Annotated in this window: 15 protein-coding genes; 10 read left to right on the top strand and 5 right to left on the bottom strand. The window is 53.5% G+C overall.

Annotation, left to right across the window (positions count from 1 at the left end):
* The first annotated feature begins 134 nt into the window (after positions 1 to 134).
* Together KTE_RS46990 and KTE_RS46985 are read left to right on the top strand one after the other, a co-directional pair.
* Positions 135 to 1,325, top strand: a complete 1,191-nt coding sequence (locus KTE_RS46990; protein WP_201394448.1) for an IS256 family transposase — start codon at positions 135 to 137, stop codon at positions 1,323 to 1,325.
* 728 nt (positions 1,326 to 2,053) lie between these two features.
* Complete coding sequence (locus KTE_RS46985; protein ID WP_201394446.1) at positions 2,054 to 2,842, top strand: hypothetical protein; 789 nt, start codon at positions 2,054 to 2,056, stop codon at positions 2,840 to 2,842.
* Positions 2,843 to 3,425: 583 nt separating this feature from the next.
* On the opposite strand, the gene KTE_RS46980 is transcribed toward KTE_RS46985, so the two are convergent.
* A complete protein-coding gene (locus tag KTE_RS46980; protein ID WP_201394444.1) occupies positions 3,426 to 4,067 on the bottom strand; it encodes an ATP-grasp domain-containing protein in 642 nt (213 codons plus the stop codon).
* Positions 4,068 to 4,433: 366 nt separating this feature from the next.
* Complete coding sequence (locus KTE_RS46975; protein WP_201394442.1) at positions 4,434 to 5,006, bottom strand: hypothetical protein; 573 nt, start codon at positions 5,004 to 5,006, stop codon at positions 4,434 to 4,436.
* A 230-nt stretch (positions 5,007 to 5,236) separates the two neighbouring features.
* On the opposite strand from KTE_RS46975, the gene KTE_RS46970 reads away from it, so the two are divergent.
* Both KTE_RS46970 and KTE_RS46965 read left to right on the top strand, forming a co-directional pair.
* Positions 5,237 to 5,728 carry a transposase gene (locus KTE_RS46970; RefSeq protein WP_201394440.1) on the top strand — a complete coding sequence of 164 codons (492 nt, stop codon included), beginning with the start codon at positions 5,237 to 5,239 and terminating at the stop codon, positions 5,726 to 5,728.
* Positions 5,729 to 5,882: 154 nt separating this feature from the next.
* Positions 5,883 to 6,599 (top strand): IS6 family transposase, encoded by a 717-nt coding sequence (locus tag KTE_RS46965; protein ID WP_201394438.1) that lies wholly within the window; start codon positions 5,883 to 5,885, stop codon positions 6,597 to 6,599.
* Positions 6,600 to 6,749: 150 nt separating this feature from the next.
* Here the strand turns inward: KTE_RS46965 and KTE_RS46960 are convergent, their stop codons facing one another.
* From KTE_RS46960 to KTE_RS46950, 3 genes are all read right to left on the bottom strand, one after another.
* Entirely contained in the window at positions 6,750 to 8,915 is a 2,166-nt protein-coding gene (locus KTE_RS46960) for a DPP IV N-terminal domain-containing protein (RefSeq protein WP_201394436.1), read from the bottom strand.
* Between the two features lie 181 nt (positions 8,916 to 9,096).
* The gene (locus tag KTE_RS46955; RefSeq protein ID WP_201394434.1) at positions 9,097 to 9,918 is read right to left on the bottom strand and encodes an IS6 family transposase; all 822 of its coding nucleotides are present in this window, start codon (positions 9,916 to 9,918) and stop codon (positions 9,097 to 9,099) included.
* An 87-nt stretch (positions 9,919 to 10,005) separates the two neighbouring features.
* Positions 10,006 to 12,588 (bottom strand): tetratricopeptide repeat protein, encoded by a 2,583-nt coding sequence (locus KTE_RS46950; protein ID WP_201394432.1) that lies wholly within the window; start codon positions 12,586 to 12,588, stop codon positions 10,006 to 10,008.
* A gap of 308 nt (positions 12,589 to 12,896) precedes the next feature.
* On the opposite strand from KTE_RS46950, the gene KTE_RS46945 reads away from it, so the two are divergent.
* From KTE_RS46945 to KTE_RS46920, 6 genes are all read left to right on the top strand, one after another.
* Positions 12,897 to 13,502 carry a DinB family protein gene (locus tag KTE_RS46945; protein ID WP_201394430.1) on the top strand — a complete coding sequence of 202 codons (606 nt, stop codon included), beginning with the start codon at positions 12,897 to 12,899 and terminating at the stop codon, positions 13,500 to 13,502.
* A 307-nt stretch (positions 13,503 to 13,809) separates the two neighbouring features.
* Positions 13,810 to 14,760: a WD40 repeat domain-containing protein gene (locus KTE_RS46940; RefSeq protein WP_201394428.1), complete on the top strand. Its 951-nt coding sequence runs from the start codon at positions 13,810 to 13,812 to the stop codon at positions 14,758 to 14,760.
* A 138-nt stretch (positions 14,761 to 14,898) separates the two neighbouring features.
* Positions 14,899 to 15,243 carry a hypothetical protein gene (locus KTE_RS46935; RefSeq protein ID WP_201394426.1) on the top strand — a complete coding sequence of 115 codons (345 nt, stop codon included), beginning with the start codon at positions 14,899 to 14,901 and terminating at the stop codon, positions 15,241 to 15,243.
* Complete coding sequence (locus KTE_RS46930; protein WP_201394424.1) at positions 15,240 to 15,575, top strand: hypothetical protein; 336 nt, start codon at positions 15,240 to 15,242, stop codon at positions 15,573 to 15,575. Before KTE_RS46935 ends, KTE_RS46930 begins: the two co-directional genes overlap by 4 nt.
* 332 nt (positions 15,576 to 15,907) lie before the next feature.
* Positions 15,908 to 16,948, top strand: a complete 1,041-nt coding sequence (locus tag KTE_RS46925; RefSeq protein ID WP_201394422.1) for a WD40 repeat domain-containing protein — start codon at positions 15,908 to 15,910, stop codon at positions 16,946 to 16,948.
* A 293-nt stretch (positions 16,949 to 17,241) separates the two neighbouring features.
* A complete protein-coding gene (locus KTE_RS46920) occupies positions 17,242 to 19,524 on the top strand; it encodes an FHA domain-containing protein (RefSeq protein ID WP_201394420.1) in 2,283 nt (760 codons plus the stop codon).
* Positions 19,525 to 19,604 lie beyond the last annotated feature (80 nt).

The following is a 19,604-nucleotide window of genomic DNA, read 5'->3' as shown; positions in this document are numbered from 1 at the left end:
TCTCTAGATGCTACATGTTAAATTCCTACAATTCGCGCTGATTATTTCACGTTCGCCTCAAAATTGTTGCGGATTTCGCCTTATTTACTACCTAAACCTGGTAATAAGTCGAAAACACAACCAGGAGGAGAACCATGACCACTCGAGACAACAGTATCCAAGAAATCATCAGCAGTCAAGATACCTTTGAGCGCCTGGTGAAAGAGCGACTCCAGTACGCGGTTCGCATCGCCCTCATCGAGGTATTAGAAGAAGAAGTGACGGCCTTCATTGGGGCCAAACCCTATGAGCGCAGCCAGAGCCGTCGCGATCAGCGTAATGGGCAGTACACGCGTCATCTGGACACGACCGTGGGAGAGATCCCCAATGTAGCGGTTCCTCGCACACGTGGAGGCTATCATACGCAGTTGTTTGAGCGCTACCACCGGCGCCGAGATGAACTGGATGGAGCCATTGAAGAGATGTTTGTCAAAGGGGTGAGCATGGCCAAGGTCGGAGAGATCGTTGAGACTCTCACTGGCTCTCATCCGAGCCCCTCAACCGTCTCGCGCGTGTTCCACACGCTTGAGCAGGAGTATGAGCAGTGGAAAGCCCGTCCCTTAGCCCAGCATTATGCCTATGGCTTTGTCGATGGAACCTACTTCACCGTCATCTACCATGGGCAGGGCTGTAAAATGCCCATCTTGGCAGCGATCGGCATCCACATGAGTGGGGAACGAGAAGTGCTTGCCTTTCGCATTGGAGATCGGGAAAATCAGCACGCGTGGGAAGACCTGTTTGAAGACCTCAAACAGCGAGGCGTCGAACAAGTGGATCTGTGGATCAGCGATGGCAACCAGGCCATGATCAATGCCATGACCAGCCACTTTGCCGCTTCCCAGAGGCAAAGGTGTGTCGCGCACAAAATGGAAAATGTGTTGGGCTACGTGCCTCGTAAGCAGCGAGAGCAGATCGAACCCGAGCTCAAAGCTCTCTTCTCTCAGCCAAGTCGACAGCAGGCTGATCAAGCAGTGGTTGCTTTTATCGAGAAGTATCAGAAGGTCTATCCCACGGCTGTGGAATGTCTCCAGCGCGATCTGGAAGCATGCTTGACGTTTTACGCCTTCCCGAAGGCACATTGGAAGACGATCCGTACCAACAATGTGAGTGAGCGACTGTTTGGGGAAGTCAAGCGGCGTTCGCGCAAGATGGCTGCCGCCTTTCGCAATGAGGGAAGCTGTCTACTGCTCTTCTATGCCGTCATTCGCAGTCTCACCTTTCACAAGCTCACGATGCCATCCGCATCGCAAACTCAGCCAGATCTTGCCCTTTGTAACGATAGGTAGGGCCTCTCGGCCTTTCCCCCGTTCCAAACCGAGCAGGCCACTTTCGCGGCACTCGGCTTTCCGTACTCGTTCCTGTGACCCATTTTTGACCCTTCCCATGCAAGGTCATAGCCTTGTCTTACAGGTAGACCACGCTCTAGCGATTGCTCGTCGATGTCTTGGTATCTTTAGGTCTACTTAGGTCGGTAACTTTCCTGGCGGACCTTCGTCATGTCCAATCCATTACAGACTGGCATTTGGCTACTACGCCGCCTCCGTCCTCTGTTCTGCACGCTGGCATTCTTGCGTCCTGAAATCAGGTCAAGCAGTTTCAGAGTTCCCCAGTTCTGTGTGGACGTGTTCTCGCAACCGGTAGCTGCCTGCTATACGCCGGGTGTATGGTGGGAGAATCCTCATGGATGTGTAAGCCATGAGGCACAAACACCAGCACCTTTTGGTCACGTGTTTCAGCCGCTTTCACTTGTTCGAATTCACGACGCTTCACACACAGGTTTCTTTCGTCAGCATAGGTCGCAGGGGGAGTCCTTGTCTCTGTTTCGGCTCAAAGACCTCGGTCCATTCTCAGCAGGCTTCACACCCTGAGGAGCGCCACTCCTCAACGCATGCTGCTTCCCCCTCACATCATTCTCCAGATGGGCCTTTTCAGGCGACACGTTCACTCGTTAAAGGGCGCACTACACAGGACTTGACATACTGCCGGTAAAAAAGCGAAGTCAGGAAGGATAAAAATGTCTTCAAACTCTGATGCAATTATACAATGGTTCTCCCAGATCGGTAATCGTTACGTGGAATCTTATCTATCGGCACATGATGTGAATGTAGGTCTCCTGCGATGTAATCCAGAGTATGGCCTTAAGCTCTTTCTGTTCAGATGGGCTTATGAGCGTAGTGGCGCCTCCTACGCGTATCGTATTGCAGCTGTAAAATCTGTCAGCGCGGCTTGGCCTGATCTTAGCAAAATACCACAAGAATACTCTAAATTCTATCGTGGTCATAAAAATGCCAGTCACAACCCATGTTTGGATTCTAAGATCGAACAGGTAAATATTCCAAGGATTGTAGAGTGGATTGAGCAAGGTAACCTAGAAAAAGCCTTTCATTGCCTTCAAGTTAGAGGTATTGCTCATAAGATAGCAGCGTTTTTCATACGTGATATTATCACAGTCATCCAGTCAGAAAATAAGGTGAAGGACATTAAAAACTACCTTTACTGCCAGCCAATTGATACTTGGGTACGGGACACGGTGGATATATTAGCACTACCTACCCCAACGCTTACTGAGACTTTTCATGCAACGCATTATAGAATTTATAATGCAAAAGATTTAAATAAAGCCATTAGGATCATTTATGCATCTCTTCGGGCTGGCGTATCACCTTTGCGTGTTAATCAGGGAATTTGGTACTTCTCTTCGAACGCTGTAGGTGACAGTGGACGACTTAGAGAGCTGTTAACTAATGCAGATACTAAAAAATTAGCTGACGAGCTATCTCTGATAGATAAATTTATGCCGTGATCTTATTGAATTTTATTCAGATTATTTAGTTCCAAAGAATTATGATGGAGTCAGTTTTCTGGACAGGTGGATAAGACAAAATAACAGTATTGAGAAGTGCCAAGACAAGAGGTAAACGAGTGCGAATATGGGCAGTCCAGGCCCTCGGACGCTGGGAGCCTCTACCATCGTATCACGCACCTCGACCTTTAACGAGGCAGAGAAGAGCGGGAAATATTTTTCACTCTTTTGAGGACCCGTGTACAATCACATCGTCCTTCCACTGGGTCGTCGGCACGTGACCCCTGCGGAACTTGTGGAGCACTGGAGGCGTACACTTCAGGAAGACGACTGCTCCCCGGGGACAGTGAAGAAGTATGGTCAGGCATTAGGCGCCCGCCAGGTCTTTGGCGTCTCAAGCAAGCAAGTGCATGTGGATACCACCTCATTCTCGGTAAGTGGGGAATATGCACAGACGAAGAAAGAGCTCCTATCATCGGCTTGTTTTCTTTACTCTTCTTGATGATTTCCCCCTCTTCTTGGCCCATTCAAGCTCATTCCGTCTTTTTCAGAGAAGGGACCATGTGTAGCCATCTGGACCAATTCAGCGCGCTCGCTTTGCATTTCGATTGCTTTCCCAAACCACAAGTTCAGGAGTGAGCTGAGTACGATGAATACAGGCATGTTCAAGCACTGGGAGAATCTGGAGAGGATCGCACCCATAGATCCCGGCAGCCCAGGCAGCGTTGGCCTCGATCACCGCCCAGCCGCGATCGCGAATCTTGCCGGCATCAATCACGATCGCTGGCGGGATTTGCACGCGCGAATCGGCAAGAAGGGAGTCTATAAAATGACGTGCCTCTTCAATCTCTGCTGACTCGGCCTGCCATGTTCCGTCATCCAAACGGGTGGGACGGTTCCCACGCCAGTACGATGAGAAGGTCGTCACACGCTGCTCAAGGACAAAGAAGCGAAATTCAATATCCCATTCAACCGGCTCAGAGACGAGAACGGGGGTTGCCTCTGCCAGTCCCTCAGACTCCTCGAACAAATGAACTCCTGAGGGATACACAGTTGCGGCAAACAGTTTCTCGAGAGCGGGTTTGACGAACCGGGCTTGGGAAAGCTTTCTTGCTTCTGCAAGAGTCGTGTACTCAATCACTCGTTTCTTGTAGGGTATTGGCAGGTGGAGAAGCCAGTTAGGAGGGGCATCAAGCAGCGCCCAGGAGAGCTTGTGTGCTATCACCTTAATGTAGGAATACTCACCAGAAAAAATCAGCTTTCGCGGCAAAAGACGCTCTGGGACCTCCCACCCCCAAGGCGTTCAACTTGCCACCCCTTGTGGATTGCGGCAAGACGCAACATGCGTGAATCAGACGAGTAACGTGGGGATAAAACAAGGACAGGAGCAGAACCGGGTTCAGGTGACATGGTCTGTTTTCCTTCCAGGCTTTTCAACGCCTTGTGTGAGATGAGCTGGTTCTCTTTCGGCACAGGTGCGACAGAGCAGGGGGATGCTTTCGCTCTGATGATCACTGACCACAGTAATCAATACACCCAAAAAAGAGCTTTTTATCCTTATCTCGACTTTGTACATTTTCAAGGCTTCTTCTCAAACGAAGTCCTGTGAGGGTCGGCGGAATTCGTTTCCTCTCGCGATCTCTCGCAGACTGTCCGGCGATTTGACGAAGGTGATACGAGGCTTGGACAACAGGTGGTGGGCGATGATGCTACTACCGATGCAGAGAGGAAACCCGATGAGCATCAGCCAGAAACCTGGGCCGGAAGTGTGGATCTCGGTGACACGACCACCCCACCTAGAGAAGGACAGGAGAAGTGCGGAAAAGAGCAAAAATTCGAGGAAACCGAGGATGGCAAATCCCAGGCTGAGGAGGAGAATGTTTCGCTTCCCTGTGCCGAGAAGTCCGGCAAGAGAGGTCAACAGTGGAATGAGGATCGCGAGCAAAAATGACCCAATTTCCATTTCCAAAGACAGTTCATGTATGGTGCCACCGGTTACGGTATCACCGAGCATACTCCAATAGGAATCAGCAGAAGACGACGCAGGCAGTGGAGGAAATGCTACAGTGACAAAGCGAGTTGGTAGGAAGAAGCCAATGATCACGAGGGCAGATCCCAGCAAGCCAATCAAACTCACAAGACGCAAGGAAGACAAATGCGGCATACAGAACTCCTTTACGAATATTTCTCATTTCGTCGTACATACAATACGCGAGAGACAACAAGCAATCTCACGCGGAGAATACCAGGCACACGGATGAAAACCGGACTCTTTTGGGGTCTGTACGCAGCATGTGAACTCGACTGTGTCTATTTGGGAAAGCATAGGGCATGAAGCCACCTTTGAAGTAAGATAGAGGTAACCAAACGACGATCTTGCTCAGGAGAAACCTCATGCTCCTTCCCGATCCCATTATAGAGGTTCTGGCCGCCTTTCGGCCACTGTTTACGGCTCCGACATGGAGGAAATTGATGATCTTGTTGACTGGTACCCTGTTGGCTCATGGACGTCGCACCGTTGCGGCTGCTCTGCGCCACACCGGTCATGAAAGGGAGACCAACTTCAGCACGTTCCATCAGGTGCTCAATCGAGCACGTTGGTCGCCTCTGGCCGTGAGCCGTCAGTTGCTCACAACCATCGTGGAAACCTTTGTCCAGGCGGGCGGCACCTTGGAATTGGTCATCGATGAAACGCTGGAGCGGCGCTGGGGACCGAAGATCAGCAAGCGTGGACATTACCGCGATAGCATGCTCTCCAGCCGCAAGAGATCGGTGAGTAGTCCGGGGCTGCGATGGATGGTGATGGCTGTGGTCGTCACACTGCCTTGGACCAAACAACGCTGTGCCTTGCCTTTTTGTGCGTGCTGGCGACGACACCAGCGGTGAGCGCGAGCTTGGGCAAACGTCACAAAACGGTCGGGGTGTGGGCGTGTCAAATGGTCAGTCTGGTGCGCCGTTGGTTCCCTACCTTGCCGATTAGGTATTGTCAACTTGGAGAGCCCACCTCATGGAAAACTGAACAGTATGATACAATGACTCCATGAAAAAGAATGTTTCAGGGGCTCCCTACAAAGGATTCCGCTTCCCACCGGAAATCATCGGTCATGCTGTCTGGCTGTATTTTCGTTTCTCCTTGAGTTTCCGCGATATTGAAGAGCTTCTAGCTGCGCGTGGTGTCATACTCACCTACGAAACCATCCGCCAATGGTGTCTGAAATTTGGACAGCAATACGCCAATGAGCTCAAGCGCCAGCGTGCTCGGCCAGGGGACAAGTGGCATTTGGATGAAGTCTTTCTCAAAATCAATGGGCAACAGTACTACCTCTGGCGGGCTGTCGATCAGGATGGCAACGTGCTTGATATTCTGGTCCAGAGTCGACGCAACAAACAAGCAGCCACACGCTTCTTCCGCAAACTGCTCAAAGGACTTGAATATGTGCCACGCGTGATCATTACCGACAAACTGACCAGCTATGCCGCTGCCAGGCAAGAGATCATGGCAAGCGTGGAGCATCGGCGACACAAAGGGTTGAACAATCGAGCCGAAAACTCACACCAACCAACCAGACAACGTGAGCGGGCTATGAGGCGGTTCAAATCCCCTGGCCATGCGCAACGCTTTCTCTCCGCCTTTGGTCACATTTCCGATCACTTTCGTCTCAAACGGCATCGTCTCAACGCCTCGGAGTATCGTGTTCTCATGCAGGGACGATTCCACGTCTGGAACGAGGTGACCAGAATGAAAACAGCTGCCTAACGTCATACTCACCTTCCCGATTGGCCGCTTTTTCCTTCTCTCTCATCCTTCCTTTTTGAAAAGCTCTTCATTCTCTCTTTAAGTTGACAATACCCTCAGAATAGCTATACAGATTTCTCCCGCTCAATGTTGGGATTTACAGACTATGAGCTAGGCTTGCTCCAAATGGCGACGCAGAAACTCTACCAGTTGGCGCTCCATATGCTCAAGGTCGGCGGGGTTGCGCGGCATGTGACGGGCTTCTGGAAAAAGCATCAGTGAGTAGTCTCGCGCCGCGGCAGAGAGGGCCTCGATCAGTCGCATGGTATGGCGAGCATGGACATTCTCGTCTACCAGGCCGTGTACCAGGAGCAGTTTCCCTGCCAGTGATTTGGCGAGAGGCAGCACAGAACTGGCCAGATAGCCTTCTGCATTAGTGGAGGGCAACCCCATGTATCGCTCGGTATAGTGGGTGTCGTAGCCCTCCCAGAAGGTGACCGGCGCACCGGCGATGCCCGCTTTGAACACTTCCGGGGCCTTCGTAAGAGCCCGGCAAACCATGTAGCCACCGTAGCTCCAGCCATAAATGCCTACGCGCTCGCTATCAACATAGGGGCGTTCGGAGAGGAAACGAACCCCTGCCACCTGATCGTCGACTTCGATATGCCCCATAGTCCGCGCAATGGGAGCCTCAAATGCCAGCCCACGGTTGGCGCTTCCACGGTTATCGACTTTCAGGACGACAAAGCCCTGTTGAGCCAGATATTGTGCTCGTAGATCGACGGTGAGAGCCCAATTGTTGATGACCATCTGTCCGTGTGGGCCACCATAGACTGAGACCACCAGTGGGCGCGGTTGACCCGCAGCTTGTGTCTCCTCCGAGGCGTAGATTGCAGCATGGAGCAAGACACCATCGTGTGTGAGGAAATTGGTGATCTCCGGCACGCAGAGTCCCAGCGAGGTGGGTGTGATCTCTGCGTTCTCGAACAGCAGAGCACGCTCTGTTCCATCCGCCAGGTCACGCAAGGTCAGGTGTGGCGGCTGCTCCGCGCTATTCCAGCCGTCGACAAAGAAACGGCAATCCGGCGAGATCACCACATTATGCCAACCTGGCTCCTGCGTGAGACATCGAATGGGTCCGCCATCAAGTGAGACTACATACAAATGCCGCTCTAGTGGCCCATCAGCGGTGCCCTGAAAATAGACGAGGCGCCGATCTTCATCCAGCGTTACCTGACCTGTCACCATCCACTCGCCCTCAGTCAACACTCTTTCCTCACTGCCGTCGGGATTATGGAGAGAAAGGTGGCGAAAACCTGTCCGCTCGCTCGACCAGATGAACGCGCCTGAGCGGAGGAAACGCAGATCGTCGTGGAGGTTGAGCCAGGGGTGGCCCTCCTCTGCGAGCAACGTCGTCGCCGCGCCGCTCTGAGCCTCGAAGGCGAGCAGCCGCTGTGTGAGCTGATCGCGTGATTGAACCAGCGCTGTCAACACTCCATCGGGTCGCCAGTTCACACGTGCCAGGTAGATATCCTTCTCCTCGCCAAGGTCCATCCAGGTGACGTCCCCAGGCTGCCCATCAATCGCCACGATGCCCAGTTGCACGATAGCGTTCTGAGCGCCCGCAAAGGGGTAGCGATGTTCCTCTACCTTCACGTGCTCCGTTCCCTGGTGGACAATGGGATACACGGGGATATGGCGGCTGTCGGCACGTACAAAGGCCAGGCATGTGCCATCGGGACTCCACCGGTAGCCAGCCTGGCGACCCATCTCCTCCTGGGCGATATATTCCGCCAAGCCGTTGGTCACGCCATCTATTGCACCATTGGTCAGCATACGTGGTTCCCCTGCGCCATCGGTTGCGACGACATACAGTTCGCCAGTCCGTACAAAAGCCACATGCGATCCGTCAGGGCTCAAGCGTGCATCGATAGCTCCTTCGCAGCCTGCCAGAGGGGCCAGGCTTTCCCCACCGCGCGCGAGATAGAGCCGCCCATCAAAAGGAACGAGCAGTACAAGCGGAGCCCCTTCAGCTGGTTGGGCGAACTGATAGCTCGTCACCCCCGATATACGTTGGCGGCCGCGCTCACGCCGTAATTCTTCGTCAAGGGAGCGCGACTCGGAGGGCTGAGCCGTACCACTGGTCAATCCGGTCACTTGTTGCTCTGCTCCGCTCTCCAGGTCATAGGTCCACAACTCCTGATCCAGTGAGCCTGTTACGCTCTGTAGATAGGCAACCTTTCGGTTATCGGGCGTGAACTCCACACTGCCCGGCACGCTCATGCCGGGGCGTGGAAAACGCGCGACATCCGCCAGGGATAACTGTTTGTCTGTCATGTGTCTCACCTCGTGCTGATAAGTGCATTTTTTCCTCGGCTAAGGTCGAGGAGAAAAGTGCCTCACTCTTTTCTCTTTTCTGATGGGTTTAATCATTATAACGTTTGTGCCGGTTCTGTCAGAGCTCAGGATACGAAAAAGTGTATCGGGGTGCGTGGATGCTTCTCTCTCACTCATCGGCCTATGAAGCAGCTTGTAGCAATACCTGTAAAGCTGTAAGTCGCTGGAGAAAATTTTGCCGTTGTTCCCGCAGCGAGGCTGGTTTTCCTCTTGTGCAAGAGAAGCGAAAATAATTGCGTAATTCGTCAAACGCACGACAAAAACGAGCCGCTGACGCGAAGGCTCCAAAGCCATGCATGGGAGAATAGCGCTGTTTGATGCCTCGATGATCTTGCTCTATCTGATTGTTCAGGTATACATGTGTCCGATGTGTCACCTCATTCCCCAACATTTCGCGTATTGCACGAGGAGAGGAACGATGTCCATCTGTCGTGACAGACTCTGGAGCCTGACCACCCCCCTCAAGTGCTTGTTTGAAGAACTGCCGTGCAGCATCCATATCTCGCTTTTCACTCAACCGTGAATCAACCAGATTCCCGTCCCCATCAATAGCCCGATACAGATAACACCACTTCCCATGAACTTTGATGTACGTCTCGTCAACGTACCACGATCGTCCTGCTTGTCCACGTCGTTTCGTACGCAATTGCGTTGTAATAAGCGGAGCAAACCGCCTTTCCCATTCCCGAACGGCCTCATACGTGAACACCCATCCTCGCTCGAGGAACATCTCGGCGAGATCTCGCAGGCTTACCTTGTACCGGAGCCGCCACAAGACAACCAGAAGAACGATATCAGTGGGATATTCCAGGAAATTGAATGGAGTTCCAGTCCGCTCGTTGAAGGTTTGCTTGCAATCCAGGCAATGAAACGTCCGATAGCCGAGCGTGGTCTTCTTGGTTCGTTCTTTCGTGGTGGCTGAGGCACAGTGCGGGCAGTTCATGAATCACTCCTCGTCAGAGAATTGTTGTTCTTAGCATACCTCGCGAACGATCGCCAAGCCAAGCTCTTTTCTGAATTCTGACAGAACCTACGTTGGTACTACCGTCGCCAGCCACTGCTCTACTTCAGGAACCTGGTAGTGTTCCATGCCTTGGAGGAGAGCGAGACTGGCCTGTCCTAGTTGGTGGGCCTTTTGCATATCTCCCTGGATGTGGGCGACACGAGCCTGTCCATACAGGGCAAGCGCCTCGCATTCCTGGGAGTTCTGGGCACTCAGTTGATACATTTCGGTAAAGGCTGCGGCAGCGTCTGCGACTTTCCCCTGTTCCAGACAGAGCTTTCCCCACTCATTGAGTGTGCCTGCAAGCGCCCATGGGTTCCCCAGCATTCGCGCGATGCGTAATCCCTCCGCCAGATGCGCTTCTGCCTGGATGTAATCGCCCTGTTTTAGGAAAAGAAGCCCCAAATTTGCCAGCGTTGAGACCTGATATTCGCGATTCTCAAGACGGCGGGCCAGCGCAAGTGACTGTTCAAATGGCTCGCGGGCCAGCGCATATTTTCCCTGTTCCATGGCCACTATCCCCAGGTGCTGCTGGAACAGGCACATCCCAGCGCGAAAACCAATCTGCATGGCGAGATCCAGGCCTTCTTTAATTATTTTTTCTGCCTGTGCATACTGGGCACGTATGAGTGCTATCTGGCCGAGGTTGATGAGCAGCGTACAGGTGTGATCCGGTTTTCCTACCCGACGTGCCAGGACAAGCCCTTCTTGCAAATACTCCTCGGCCTGTGCGAGCTTTCCCAGATCGTTGGCAATTCCGCCCATACTTCTGAGTACGAGGCTTATGAGTTCGTCGTCCTTTTCTTGCCGCGCAAGAGCTAAAGCTTCCTGAAGGTGAGACTCGGCTTGGGCATAATTGCCTTGAGAGGAGGCACAGATACCGAGAACACGTAAGAAGCGGCTTCTGAGTGCGGGGGCGTCGAGTTCAGACGTCAGCTCGAGGCCGCGTTGCAGGTAGTTATATGCCCGGGCATATTCTCCCATGTTGATGACAATGTCCCCCAGTTGGTAGAGGGCAGTTGCTAAGCTTTGCTGATTCTGCATAGCGGTTGCAGCCTGACAGACACGCTCCAACAGGTCTACTGCCTCGGTGTACGATCCACGGATAAAGAGAAACTGGGCAAAGGCGTTGCCTGCGACGATCAGGGCTCCCGGGTGATTGTGTTCGCTGGCCAGACGCAAGGCCGCCTGAATATTGCTGCTTTCCTGTTCCAGACGCTGATAGTCCTTCTCAGAGAGGCTCACATACTCTGCCATAAAGCTCGCGAAACGTTCGACAGAGGCAGCATCCCTTCTCTGGAGACTGGCATAATCGGCGATGGTCTGATGGAGCGCGTAGCGGTCGGGCGCATAGCTCTCCAGCAATCCCGCGTCACATAACGTATCGAGCACTTCGGCAGGTCTCTGGCATACAGCCAGGGCAGCAGCTTCGCTGAACGTATTTGGTTTGGCTGGAAAGACTGAGAGGGTGTAGAGAGCCTCGCGGGCCTCTTGCTCTACTTGCTGATCGCTGATCGCAATCAGGGTATGCAGTGAGATCGCGGGGGTATCTGTCATGCTGGGGGAGCGTTCAGCGAAAGCCTGGGGTTCCTGAAGGTGCAGACGCATTTCTACTGAGCGCAGGCGCTCGATGGCCTGGCGCATGCGACGCTGTTGCCCATTGTATGTTTGCACGCGCAGAAAATTGCCCGTGAGCAGGAGCGCCAGCGGCAGCCCACCAACCAGGCGCGCAATTTCCGCCGCCGCAGCCGGCTCTTGTTGAATAGCCAGAGGCGCCAGGCGTTCCAGGAGAGTGATACTGTGAGATGTATCCAATTCGCTGACGGGGAAAGCGTTGTTGGCCGCAGTGTGCCAGGCGAGCTGGGGAAAGCGGGTGGTAACCAGGTAAACACAGGAATTTCCTCCTACTTTGAGGGAGGCGAACGCTTCAAGGGTCCAGATATCATCCATGATCAGCAACATCTGACGTGAACCTATGGAGGTGCGGACCGCCTGCGCCCATGCTTCGCGCGTGGTGAGCCTCGAGGCTTCGGTGGCTGAAATATCAAGCAGCGTGCCCCAGCGCCGCAAAATCCCTATGACATCTGGGTTCTTGCCTGCTCCAGCCCAGAGAATTCCGTCGCGGAAGTATGCTCGCATCTCTGTATCGTGAGCTAATGCAATCGCCAGAGCCGTCTTTCCCACGCCCGGCAGCCCATAGAGAGCAAGAACCATTGAGGGTGTATTCGCGCACAAACGGCTTTTCAGGAGAAAAAGGAGAGTTTGGCGACCAATCAGCGCACGAGATTCATCCGGTGGAGGTGGAATGGCAGGATCGTCACTACTTCCATGAGCAATGCTCTCAGGTTCCAGCGTATCCATTTCCAGCGGCGTTTCCTGGGAAATGAGGCCCAGTTCCCTGGCGTTTTTGCCAAAAAGCGCACAGAGCTTCTCTCGGTAGTAGGGGCTGGGCAGCATCTTGCCATTTTCCCATCTGCTGAGGTAGTAACGGTCGGCTCCAAGTTGCTCGGCAACGTACTGTTGAGACCAGCCGCGCATCTCTCGCTCTTCTTTGAGATGCTGTCCGGCACTCTTTTTGGTGGACGAGGGTATCTTCTGCTTGTCGCTCATGGTGATACTACTTCTTTTTCATTGCTATTAGTAATGAATTTGGTAAAATCTTTCTACTATTCTAGCACAACCTCTTGCGTTTCTTGAAGATACGTAAGCTAAGCATTTTTCTGGCGTCGAATCTGGCTTTTGCTCGTTGTTCAGAGAGTGATACCTCTTTGCCCCTCTTATGATACCTCTCTGCTATCTCATCATGGCCTCTTTCTCAGGCATACTATGGGCATCACAACAGAATGGTGGGCGTTGGCGGAGAGGCGATCCTTTCCAGGATGTGGGACGCCCACCATTGCGATAGGTGAAAGAAATCGATGGATACACGAACTTTCTTCCTGTTGCAGTATGACGTGGCGCTCACAATGGGTGACGAGTTGATTCTGGCTGCGCAAAGCGATGAGCAATTGCGGTATGCCCCCGGTGAGAATCAACATTCGCTGGCCTGGCTGCTCTGGCATAGTGCACGCTGGGAAGATATTGCAGCGACCATGCTGCAACAAAATACGTACCAGGTGTTTGAACAGTATAGCTGGTTTGACCGCCTGGGGGTTGAGCGACATGACATTGGCATGTTAATGGGCGCGGAAGAATGTCGCGCCTTCAACCTTCGCATCAACCTGCCCGCTCTGCGTTTGTATCGGACGGATGTTGAGCAGCGGACCCGACTGACTGTTGACGCGTTGCGAGACGAGGATTTAGACGAGTGGGTATCAGCACAACACTTTCGTCAGGTTTTGGAGACCGGGGTAATAGGAGAGCAGAGCGCCCCCTGGCTGGAGCGCTTCCTGGCGAACCGGTCGAAAGCCTGGTGGCTCTCCTCTATCATTTGGCACCAGACAGCCTATGTATTAGGAGAGGCGGCGTACCTTCGCCGGCAGGCCTGGCAACCCCAGCATGTTTTGCCTGAATGGCCCTTTTAAGTACGAAAAGAAGAGGCGTTGCTGCCGTAAGAACAGCATTATGAAAGGATAGTTGTATGTATCAAGTAGACAGGCGCGTCTGTTCTGCATGCGGGACAGCCCTCGCAGCTCATGAAGCATTCTGTAACAATTGTGGAAAACCCTATAACGCGGCATATGCTCCGCCACCTTCTCCTATAGGGAGCCCGCAGCCATATGACAACCGCCGAAATCTTCAGGCACCGCAACGTCGGTCTCCCTGGCTTATTGGAAGTATAAGCGTGCTTGTCCTGCTGGCTCTTATTGGAGGGGGGTCTTTTTCCTGGTCTTGCCGCGTCTCGGGACGCACGCTGGTAATGTTACCCAGGCTCCTATTCCGACTATTGCGCCACTCCATATCCATCCCTATAGCTACACAGGACATTCATCAGTGGTCTGGCAAGTTGCCTGGTCCCATGATGGGAAACGAATCGTCTCCGCAGGCGGACTTGGCGACGATTCGGCGCAGGTTTGGGATGCCGTGACCGGTAAAAACCAGATGACCTATACCGGTTATGCCATCATGAATGCGGTTGCCTGGTCGCCTGACGGGAAATATATCGCAGCCGGTGGAAATAGCAATGATGTGGATGTCATTCAAGTCGCTGGCAAGCAGAGAATCACCACCTATAAAGGGCATCAGGATGTGATTCTTTCCCTTGCCTGGTCGCCTGACGGGAAATACATTGCTTCTGCCAGCTATGACAAGACCGTGCAGATCTGGAATGCCATGACTGGCGCGCATGTGCTCACCTATCAGGGACATCATGACACGGTGAGTAGCGTTGCCTGGTCGCCCGATGGAAAGAAATTAGCCTCCGGGAGCTTTGATGGCACCGTACAGGTCTGGGATGCCATAAGCGGCAAAACGCTCCTTACCTATAAGGGACATACCGACAAGATCTACACGGTTGCCTGGTCGCCTGATGGGAAATCCATTGCTTCGGGCGGCGTTGATCAGACCGCTCAGGTCTGGGATGCCAGCACTGGCAAAATGGTCTTTACCTATCAGGGGCACAAGGCGAGTGTGAGCAGTGTTGCCTGGTCTCCCGATGGCAAGCGCATTGCCTCTGCTAGCTACGACAAGACCGTGCAAGTCTGGGACGCGACCACTGGGGGCAATGTGTTCACATATAGCGGCCACCACGACTATGTTTACTCGCTTAGCTGGTCCCCTGATGGCCAGTATATTGCTTCAGCCAGCGCCGATCATACCGCGCAGGTCTGGCTAGCTCGTTAATGGAGGCATCATGGCAGAAGCTGGAGAGCGTTTTTCATAACGTTTAGTGGACGCATCCCCATATCATCTCTGATAGTCACTCTCTCGCTTCTGCCAGTGCCGTTTTCTGCGGCCCACATCTCACACCAGGAGAAAATCATGATAAAAAAACAGCTTCGCTGGCAGTCTCGCTCCCTGAGCTTGAGTTTGCTCGCTCTTATCACCGCCTGTTGTCTGTTCTTTGCGGTATCGCTTCCTGCGCAGGCGGATACTGTGCGCATCAGCGATCCGGTAGAAGTACTTAATGTTCAGCAGGTGATGAGTGAGGGCTCAAACCTGGCCTACCCGCTCGATGTCTATACTACCAACACCTTCAGCGGAACCGCGTCTGGTTTTGTGCAGCGCACGATCAGTGCTCATCTGACCAGCAAACGGTTGATCGTGATCGCCATCGATGTCGTGCATCGCTACTTCACTGTAGTGGGGGTTCCCAGGTTCCGTTGACCAAGGCGCAATATACCACTGCTGGACAGGCTTTCAAAAATGCGGCTGCTGGCAATCATTTCACTTCAGCGACGCTTGCGGCCATTCAATCACTGGAACGCTCGCTCCAAAGCCACACTTCTAGCACGAGTTCCGGGAGCGGGGGAGCGGTGCTGATCCTGCTAGGTATAGTCGTAGCTCTCGTCATTCTCGGGTCCATTGTTGGTTTCATTAGGCGACTCCTCGGATTGGGGGGACGCCCGGTAGCCCCTCAGACCTCATCGGGAGGCCAGCAGATACGTTATGGAGACGGGCAAGACAATTTTGGCGGCGGGTCAGCAGGGAATTTTTAACCGGCTTAAAGAGAGGGTAGTGCTGCAAAGATTATAATCTCATAAAAGGGACATTAGGTAAAAATCATTCGAGTGCAATATACAAGCACGTAATGCTCAAAAAGCAGAAACAGTCTTACCCATAAAGGAACCTCTGATGACAACAAGTACGAAACGCTCTTTGTGTCTATCGAGACGTGCCCTGCTCTTTGAGAGACAGCTAGACCTGATAATGGAGGGCTCATAGATTGTGCGCCGATAACCTCTCGGTGATACTCACCTCACAATGAGGTGTTCCAGCCAGTGCTCCCGTTTCAGTTGAATTATCCTTGAAACGATAAGAAAGGTTTCTTATGATTGAAAATCAGCACACATTGTCATCTCCCACTCATGGCTTCCCAACAGAAGAGAAACAGGCGGGATCGCACCACCCACGTCTCTCTCGGCGCGCTGTTCTTGGAGGGATTGCCGGAGGAGCAGCATTGGCTGTTGTTGGAGGAGGAATCGCATGGTGGGTCTCCTCACCTCATCCTCGCCTCATCTATCGAGGGCATCATGGTTTCGTCAATGGAGTTGCCTGGGCACCTGATGGAACGCGCATCGCCTCCGCCAGTGTGGATCGCACCATCCAGATCTGGAAGGCCTCGTCTGGCGAAGCAGCCTTGGTCTACCGGGGCCACAAGTCAGAGGTTGGGGCAATCGCCTGGTCTCCCGATGGGACGCGTATCGCCTCGATCTCCGAAGATCTGACGGTCCAGATCTGGGATGCAAGGAACGGCCACATGCGCTATCGCTTTCCAGTCCTGGCTGGCGTGATGACCACCGTGGTCTGGTCTCCCGATGGCAGCAAGATCGCTTTTGCTTCAGAGGATGCGACCATCCAGATCTGGGACGCGACGAAGGGAGAACGACTCGCCACGATTGGGCGGACAATTGCCTTTTCCCTGGCCTGGTCCCCTGATGGGAAACGCCTTGCCTCAGGCGGAGACGAATTGGTTCAGATGTGGGATGTGACGACGCAGAGCCAGATTGCTGCCTATAAAGGGCCTGCCGCCTCAGTCTCCAGCGTCGCCTGGTCCCCCGATGGAACACAACTCGCCGCCAGCTCAGTGGGAGGAGTGCATATCTGGAAAGTCAGCACAGGGAAGCAGGTTCTGACCTATCGCCGACAAACAGATATGGTGTCTCAAGTTGCCTGGTCTCCCAATGGGAAACGTCTCGCTTCAAGCTGTTGGGACAAAACGGTACAGGTATGGAATGCCCTCGATGGAGGAGATGTCTTCACCTACCGTGGACATTCCGATTTTGTCTTTGCCGTCGCCTGGTCGCCTGATGGCTCAACGCTCGCCTCTGGGAGCCGCGATACCACTGTCCAGGTCTGGTCAGCGGAGTGAGCTACCCCAGTTCTCTCGTCTGACGAATGTGTGTACTGAAAAGGGCTGTGTTGCAAAAAATCGGAACGGCGTAGTAAGCTTGGGCTTATTTGAAATGGCAGAATGCTCAAGCCACATTGCCTATTCTTTCTATTCCAGCGATCTCCGCGCAAAAGTAGGCACTCAAAAGGGCTATACATCTGCCCTGAAAAGTTGTGGACAAAAACTGATGAGTAACAACGTAAATGAACTAAAAGAGATATTTGAACATATACAAACTTGAATGCATATTCATGAGGAGGGTAACGCGATCTATGAGCGACGTGATACGCAATCCAGACTTTCTGGCATTGGGTCTGGGCGGTACGAACATGATGGCCATGTTGTGGACTGTGGCACTGGGGCGGACCGCGGTGGGTGTTGAGATGCGTGGTGATCCCTTCCTTGGCGTACATTGGAATATCCGTGCAGACTTTTATCACCAACTTGGCCTGATCGATCAGATGATGCTTGAACGATATGGCGAGGCCAGGTTGCCTCGTCGGGGGGATGGACGATTATTTCGCCTCGCTGAGTGCTTCTACAGCCCCCATACTTCCGCTGGAGATATCGTCGCCGATGAGATCATCGATGGCTTTGACGCGGACCAGCATATTGTGGGAACCATTCACAATGTCGAATTTATTGATGACCGCTGGCGCGATGGCCTGCCCAACCGCGTCATTACGGTGTTAGAGCCACCCAAGCCGCCAGAGCAGCCTGACCCTCGCAAGATCCGCACCTCGATGATGGAGGTGCTCGATGGCCCGTCGACATTCCAGGCGGAGGCTGCCTCCATTCAGAAGTTGCTGCGTCGCTATCTGGAGATGATCGAACAGAAGGATCGAGAGACGAACAGCAAGCCTCGGGTCCAACTGTTTACGCATCACCGCGTGGTTCCGAAGGAGGGTGAGGGTTTCATTGATGGTCCCGATGGTCGGAAGCGGATTCGCATCGAGAGTCTCAAGGAATTTGACTTCAAGGGGCAGTTCGTTCGTGTGAGGGAGCCAAATAGTGAGATCATTGACCTGGGTATTCCCGAACTGTTCATGATCGCCCAGGGATTTAAGAGTACTGACGCGAACCGCCTGGGATTTGAGCAACATGATGTCGAGGTTGACCATGGAGACGGGTATGGGCCAGTGGTGGCGCAGGCGGATTTTCTGGCGGGCCTGGTCGAGGTGCTTGTAGGTGGTCGCCTACGGCGGAGAATCTCTTCAGCGTTCGACCAGAATGGCAAGGAATACTGGGTGCGGCAGATCGCTGTGGGCCATGAGAATGATCCAGAGGTCGGCTGGGTTCTGGTTCAGGTTCCAGACTTTACAACCTTCGATCCCATCGAGGCGGGACTCCTTCCAGTGGGAACAGACCCTGGTTCGCCCGAGTTCTTCGCTTCCTACCAACAACTGATCTATGACTACTATATCAAGCAAGCCACAGAGATTCTCGACATTCCCAGGCAGGAGTTGATGAAGGTCCAGATGATCTATGGACCCACGTTGTTCAGCCTTGTCGAGCGGGTTGGCGATGATCCATTGATTGCGGTCAACGGCGTGGTCGCTGGCGATTCCTTTGGCAATGGTCACTTTCTGACCAGTGGTGGAGCGATGACTGGGATGATTGGGCACAGCGCCCGCGTTCTTGAGTATTGGCAGGCGCGGGATGCGGGTACCTTACCAACTGATGCCCTTCGCCGGCTCGCTGATCGCATTAAGGAGGACACCTACGCCTGGCTTCAGGTGAGCGCGCAGGAATACAGCCAGGCGGCCCCGATCAACTTCGGCGCCGAACGTATCGAACAGATCAGTAAAGCGAGTGGTATCGACACGAGCGCGCGCGCCAGCGCAATCGGCGCCGCGCGACGCCGGCGCCATGCCCTCATTCCCCTCGATCCATCCAACTGGAGAAGATTATTCGTGCGCAACGGGAGGGTGCTCTCGGTCCTGCCGGAACTTGAGGCCGAACACCCTCTCCAGCGTCCTGAGCATGTGGCGAGCCTGCTTGCGGTCATGAAGTCTTTTCCAGCCATGGTGAACCAGGCGAGCGCGAAGCTTAAATTAGATGAGGAATTGGCAGAAGGGGAGCAGACCCTTCTCCGGCCCCGATCCAGCATACACCAGGAACTGTCAGAGGGGGAGCAGACGATCATCAGGTCGAAACTCTGCATCGGGCCAGTAGCGCCGGAGAGCGCAAAAATTTACGCATTTCTGGATATTCAGCAGAACGGACAGGTCGTGCAACGCATCGCTATCAAAGAGGATCGTGTCGTTGTCGGACGGGCCGATCCCAAACGTAATATCACGCCAGGGATTGACCTGACGCCGTTCGATACATCGAGCAGCGTCTCGCGTCGGCATGCGCAGATACACATCGAGCAAACGTGCTTCTCTCTCGAAGATCTGAATAGCCGAAATAAGACACGCTTGGGCGAGTTGGTGTTAAACCCGCGCAAGCCAGAAGTCCTCCAGGACGGAGATGTGGTCAGCTTTGGTTCGGTCAAGGTTATCTTCCGCCTGCTTGGAGCAAGCGAACTGCCCGAACCCTGGTCACCATCATAGGAGTCCAGTAGCCGCGTATAGAAGTAGCGGCTACTTCGTTTCCCTTCTGCCAGCAAAAGGGTGATGTCGTGAGGGAGTCT

Origin of the sequence: Ktedonobacter sp. SOSP1-85, from assembly GCF_016587415.1 — a bacterium.
GTDB lineage: Bacteria > Chloroflexota > Ktedonobacteria > Ktedonobacterales > Ktedonobacteraceae > Ktedonobacter.
The sequence above is the reverse complement of the archived record's forward strand: the minus strand, read 5'-3'. Positions and strand labels throughout refer to the sequence as shown.

What these genes read in the sequence shown, in the direction of transcription:
- KTE_RS46990 (WP_201394448.1), top strand. Translation starts at nt 135, where the DNA reads ATGACCACTCGAGACAACAGTATCCAAGAAATCATCAGCAGTCAAGAT.
- KTE_RS46985 (WP_201394446.1), top strand. Translation starts at nt 2,054, where the DNA reads ATGTCTTCAAACTCTGATGCAATTATACAATGGTTCTCCCAGATCGGT.
- KTE_RS46975 (WP_201394442.1), bottom strand. Translation starts at nt 5,006, where the DNA reads ATGCCGCATTTGTCTTCCTTGCGTCTTGTGAGTTTGATTGGCTTGCTG.
- KTE_RS46970 (WP_201394440.1), top strand. Translation starts at nt 5,237, where the DNA reads ATGCTCCTTCCCGATCCCATTATAGAGGTTCTGGCCGCCTTTCGGCCA.
- KTE_RS46965 (WP_201394438.1), top strand. Translation starts at nt 5,883, where the DNA reads ATGAAAAAGAATGTTTCAGGGGCTCCCTACAAAGGATTCCGCTTCCCA.
- KTE_RS46960 (WP_201394436.1), bottom strand. Translation starts at nt 8,915, where the DNA reads ATGACAGACAAACAGTTATCCCTGGCGGATGTCGCGCGTTTTCCACGC.
- KTE_RS46955 (WP_201394434.1), bottom strand. Translation starts at nt 9,918, where the DNA reads ATGAACTGCCCGCACTGTGCCTCAGCCACCACGAAAGAACGAACCAAG.
- KTE_RS46950 (WP_201394432.1), bottom strand. Translation starts at nt 12,588, where the DNA reads ATGAGCGACAAGCAGAAGATACCCTCGTCCACCAAAAAGAGTGCCGGA.
- KTE_RS46945 (WP_201394430.1), top strand. Translation starts at nt 12,897, where the DNA reads ATGGATACACGAACTTTCTTCCTGTTGCAGTATGACGTGGCGCTCACA.
- KTE_RS46935 (WP_201394426.1), top strand. Translation starts at nt 14,899, where the DNA reads ATGATAAAAAAACAGCTTCGCTGGCAGTCTCGCTCCCTGAGCTTGAGT.
- KTE_RS46925 (WP_201394422.1), top strand. Translation starts at nt 15,908, where the DNA reads ATGATTGAAAATCAGCACACATTGTCATCTCCCACTCATGGCTTCCCA.
- KTE_RS46920 (WP_201394420.1), top strand. Translation starts at nt 17,242, where the DNA reads ATGAGCGACGTGATACGCAATCCAGACTTTCTGGCATTGGGTCTGGGC.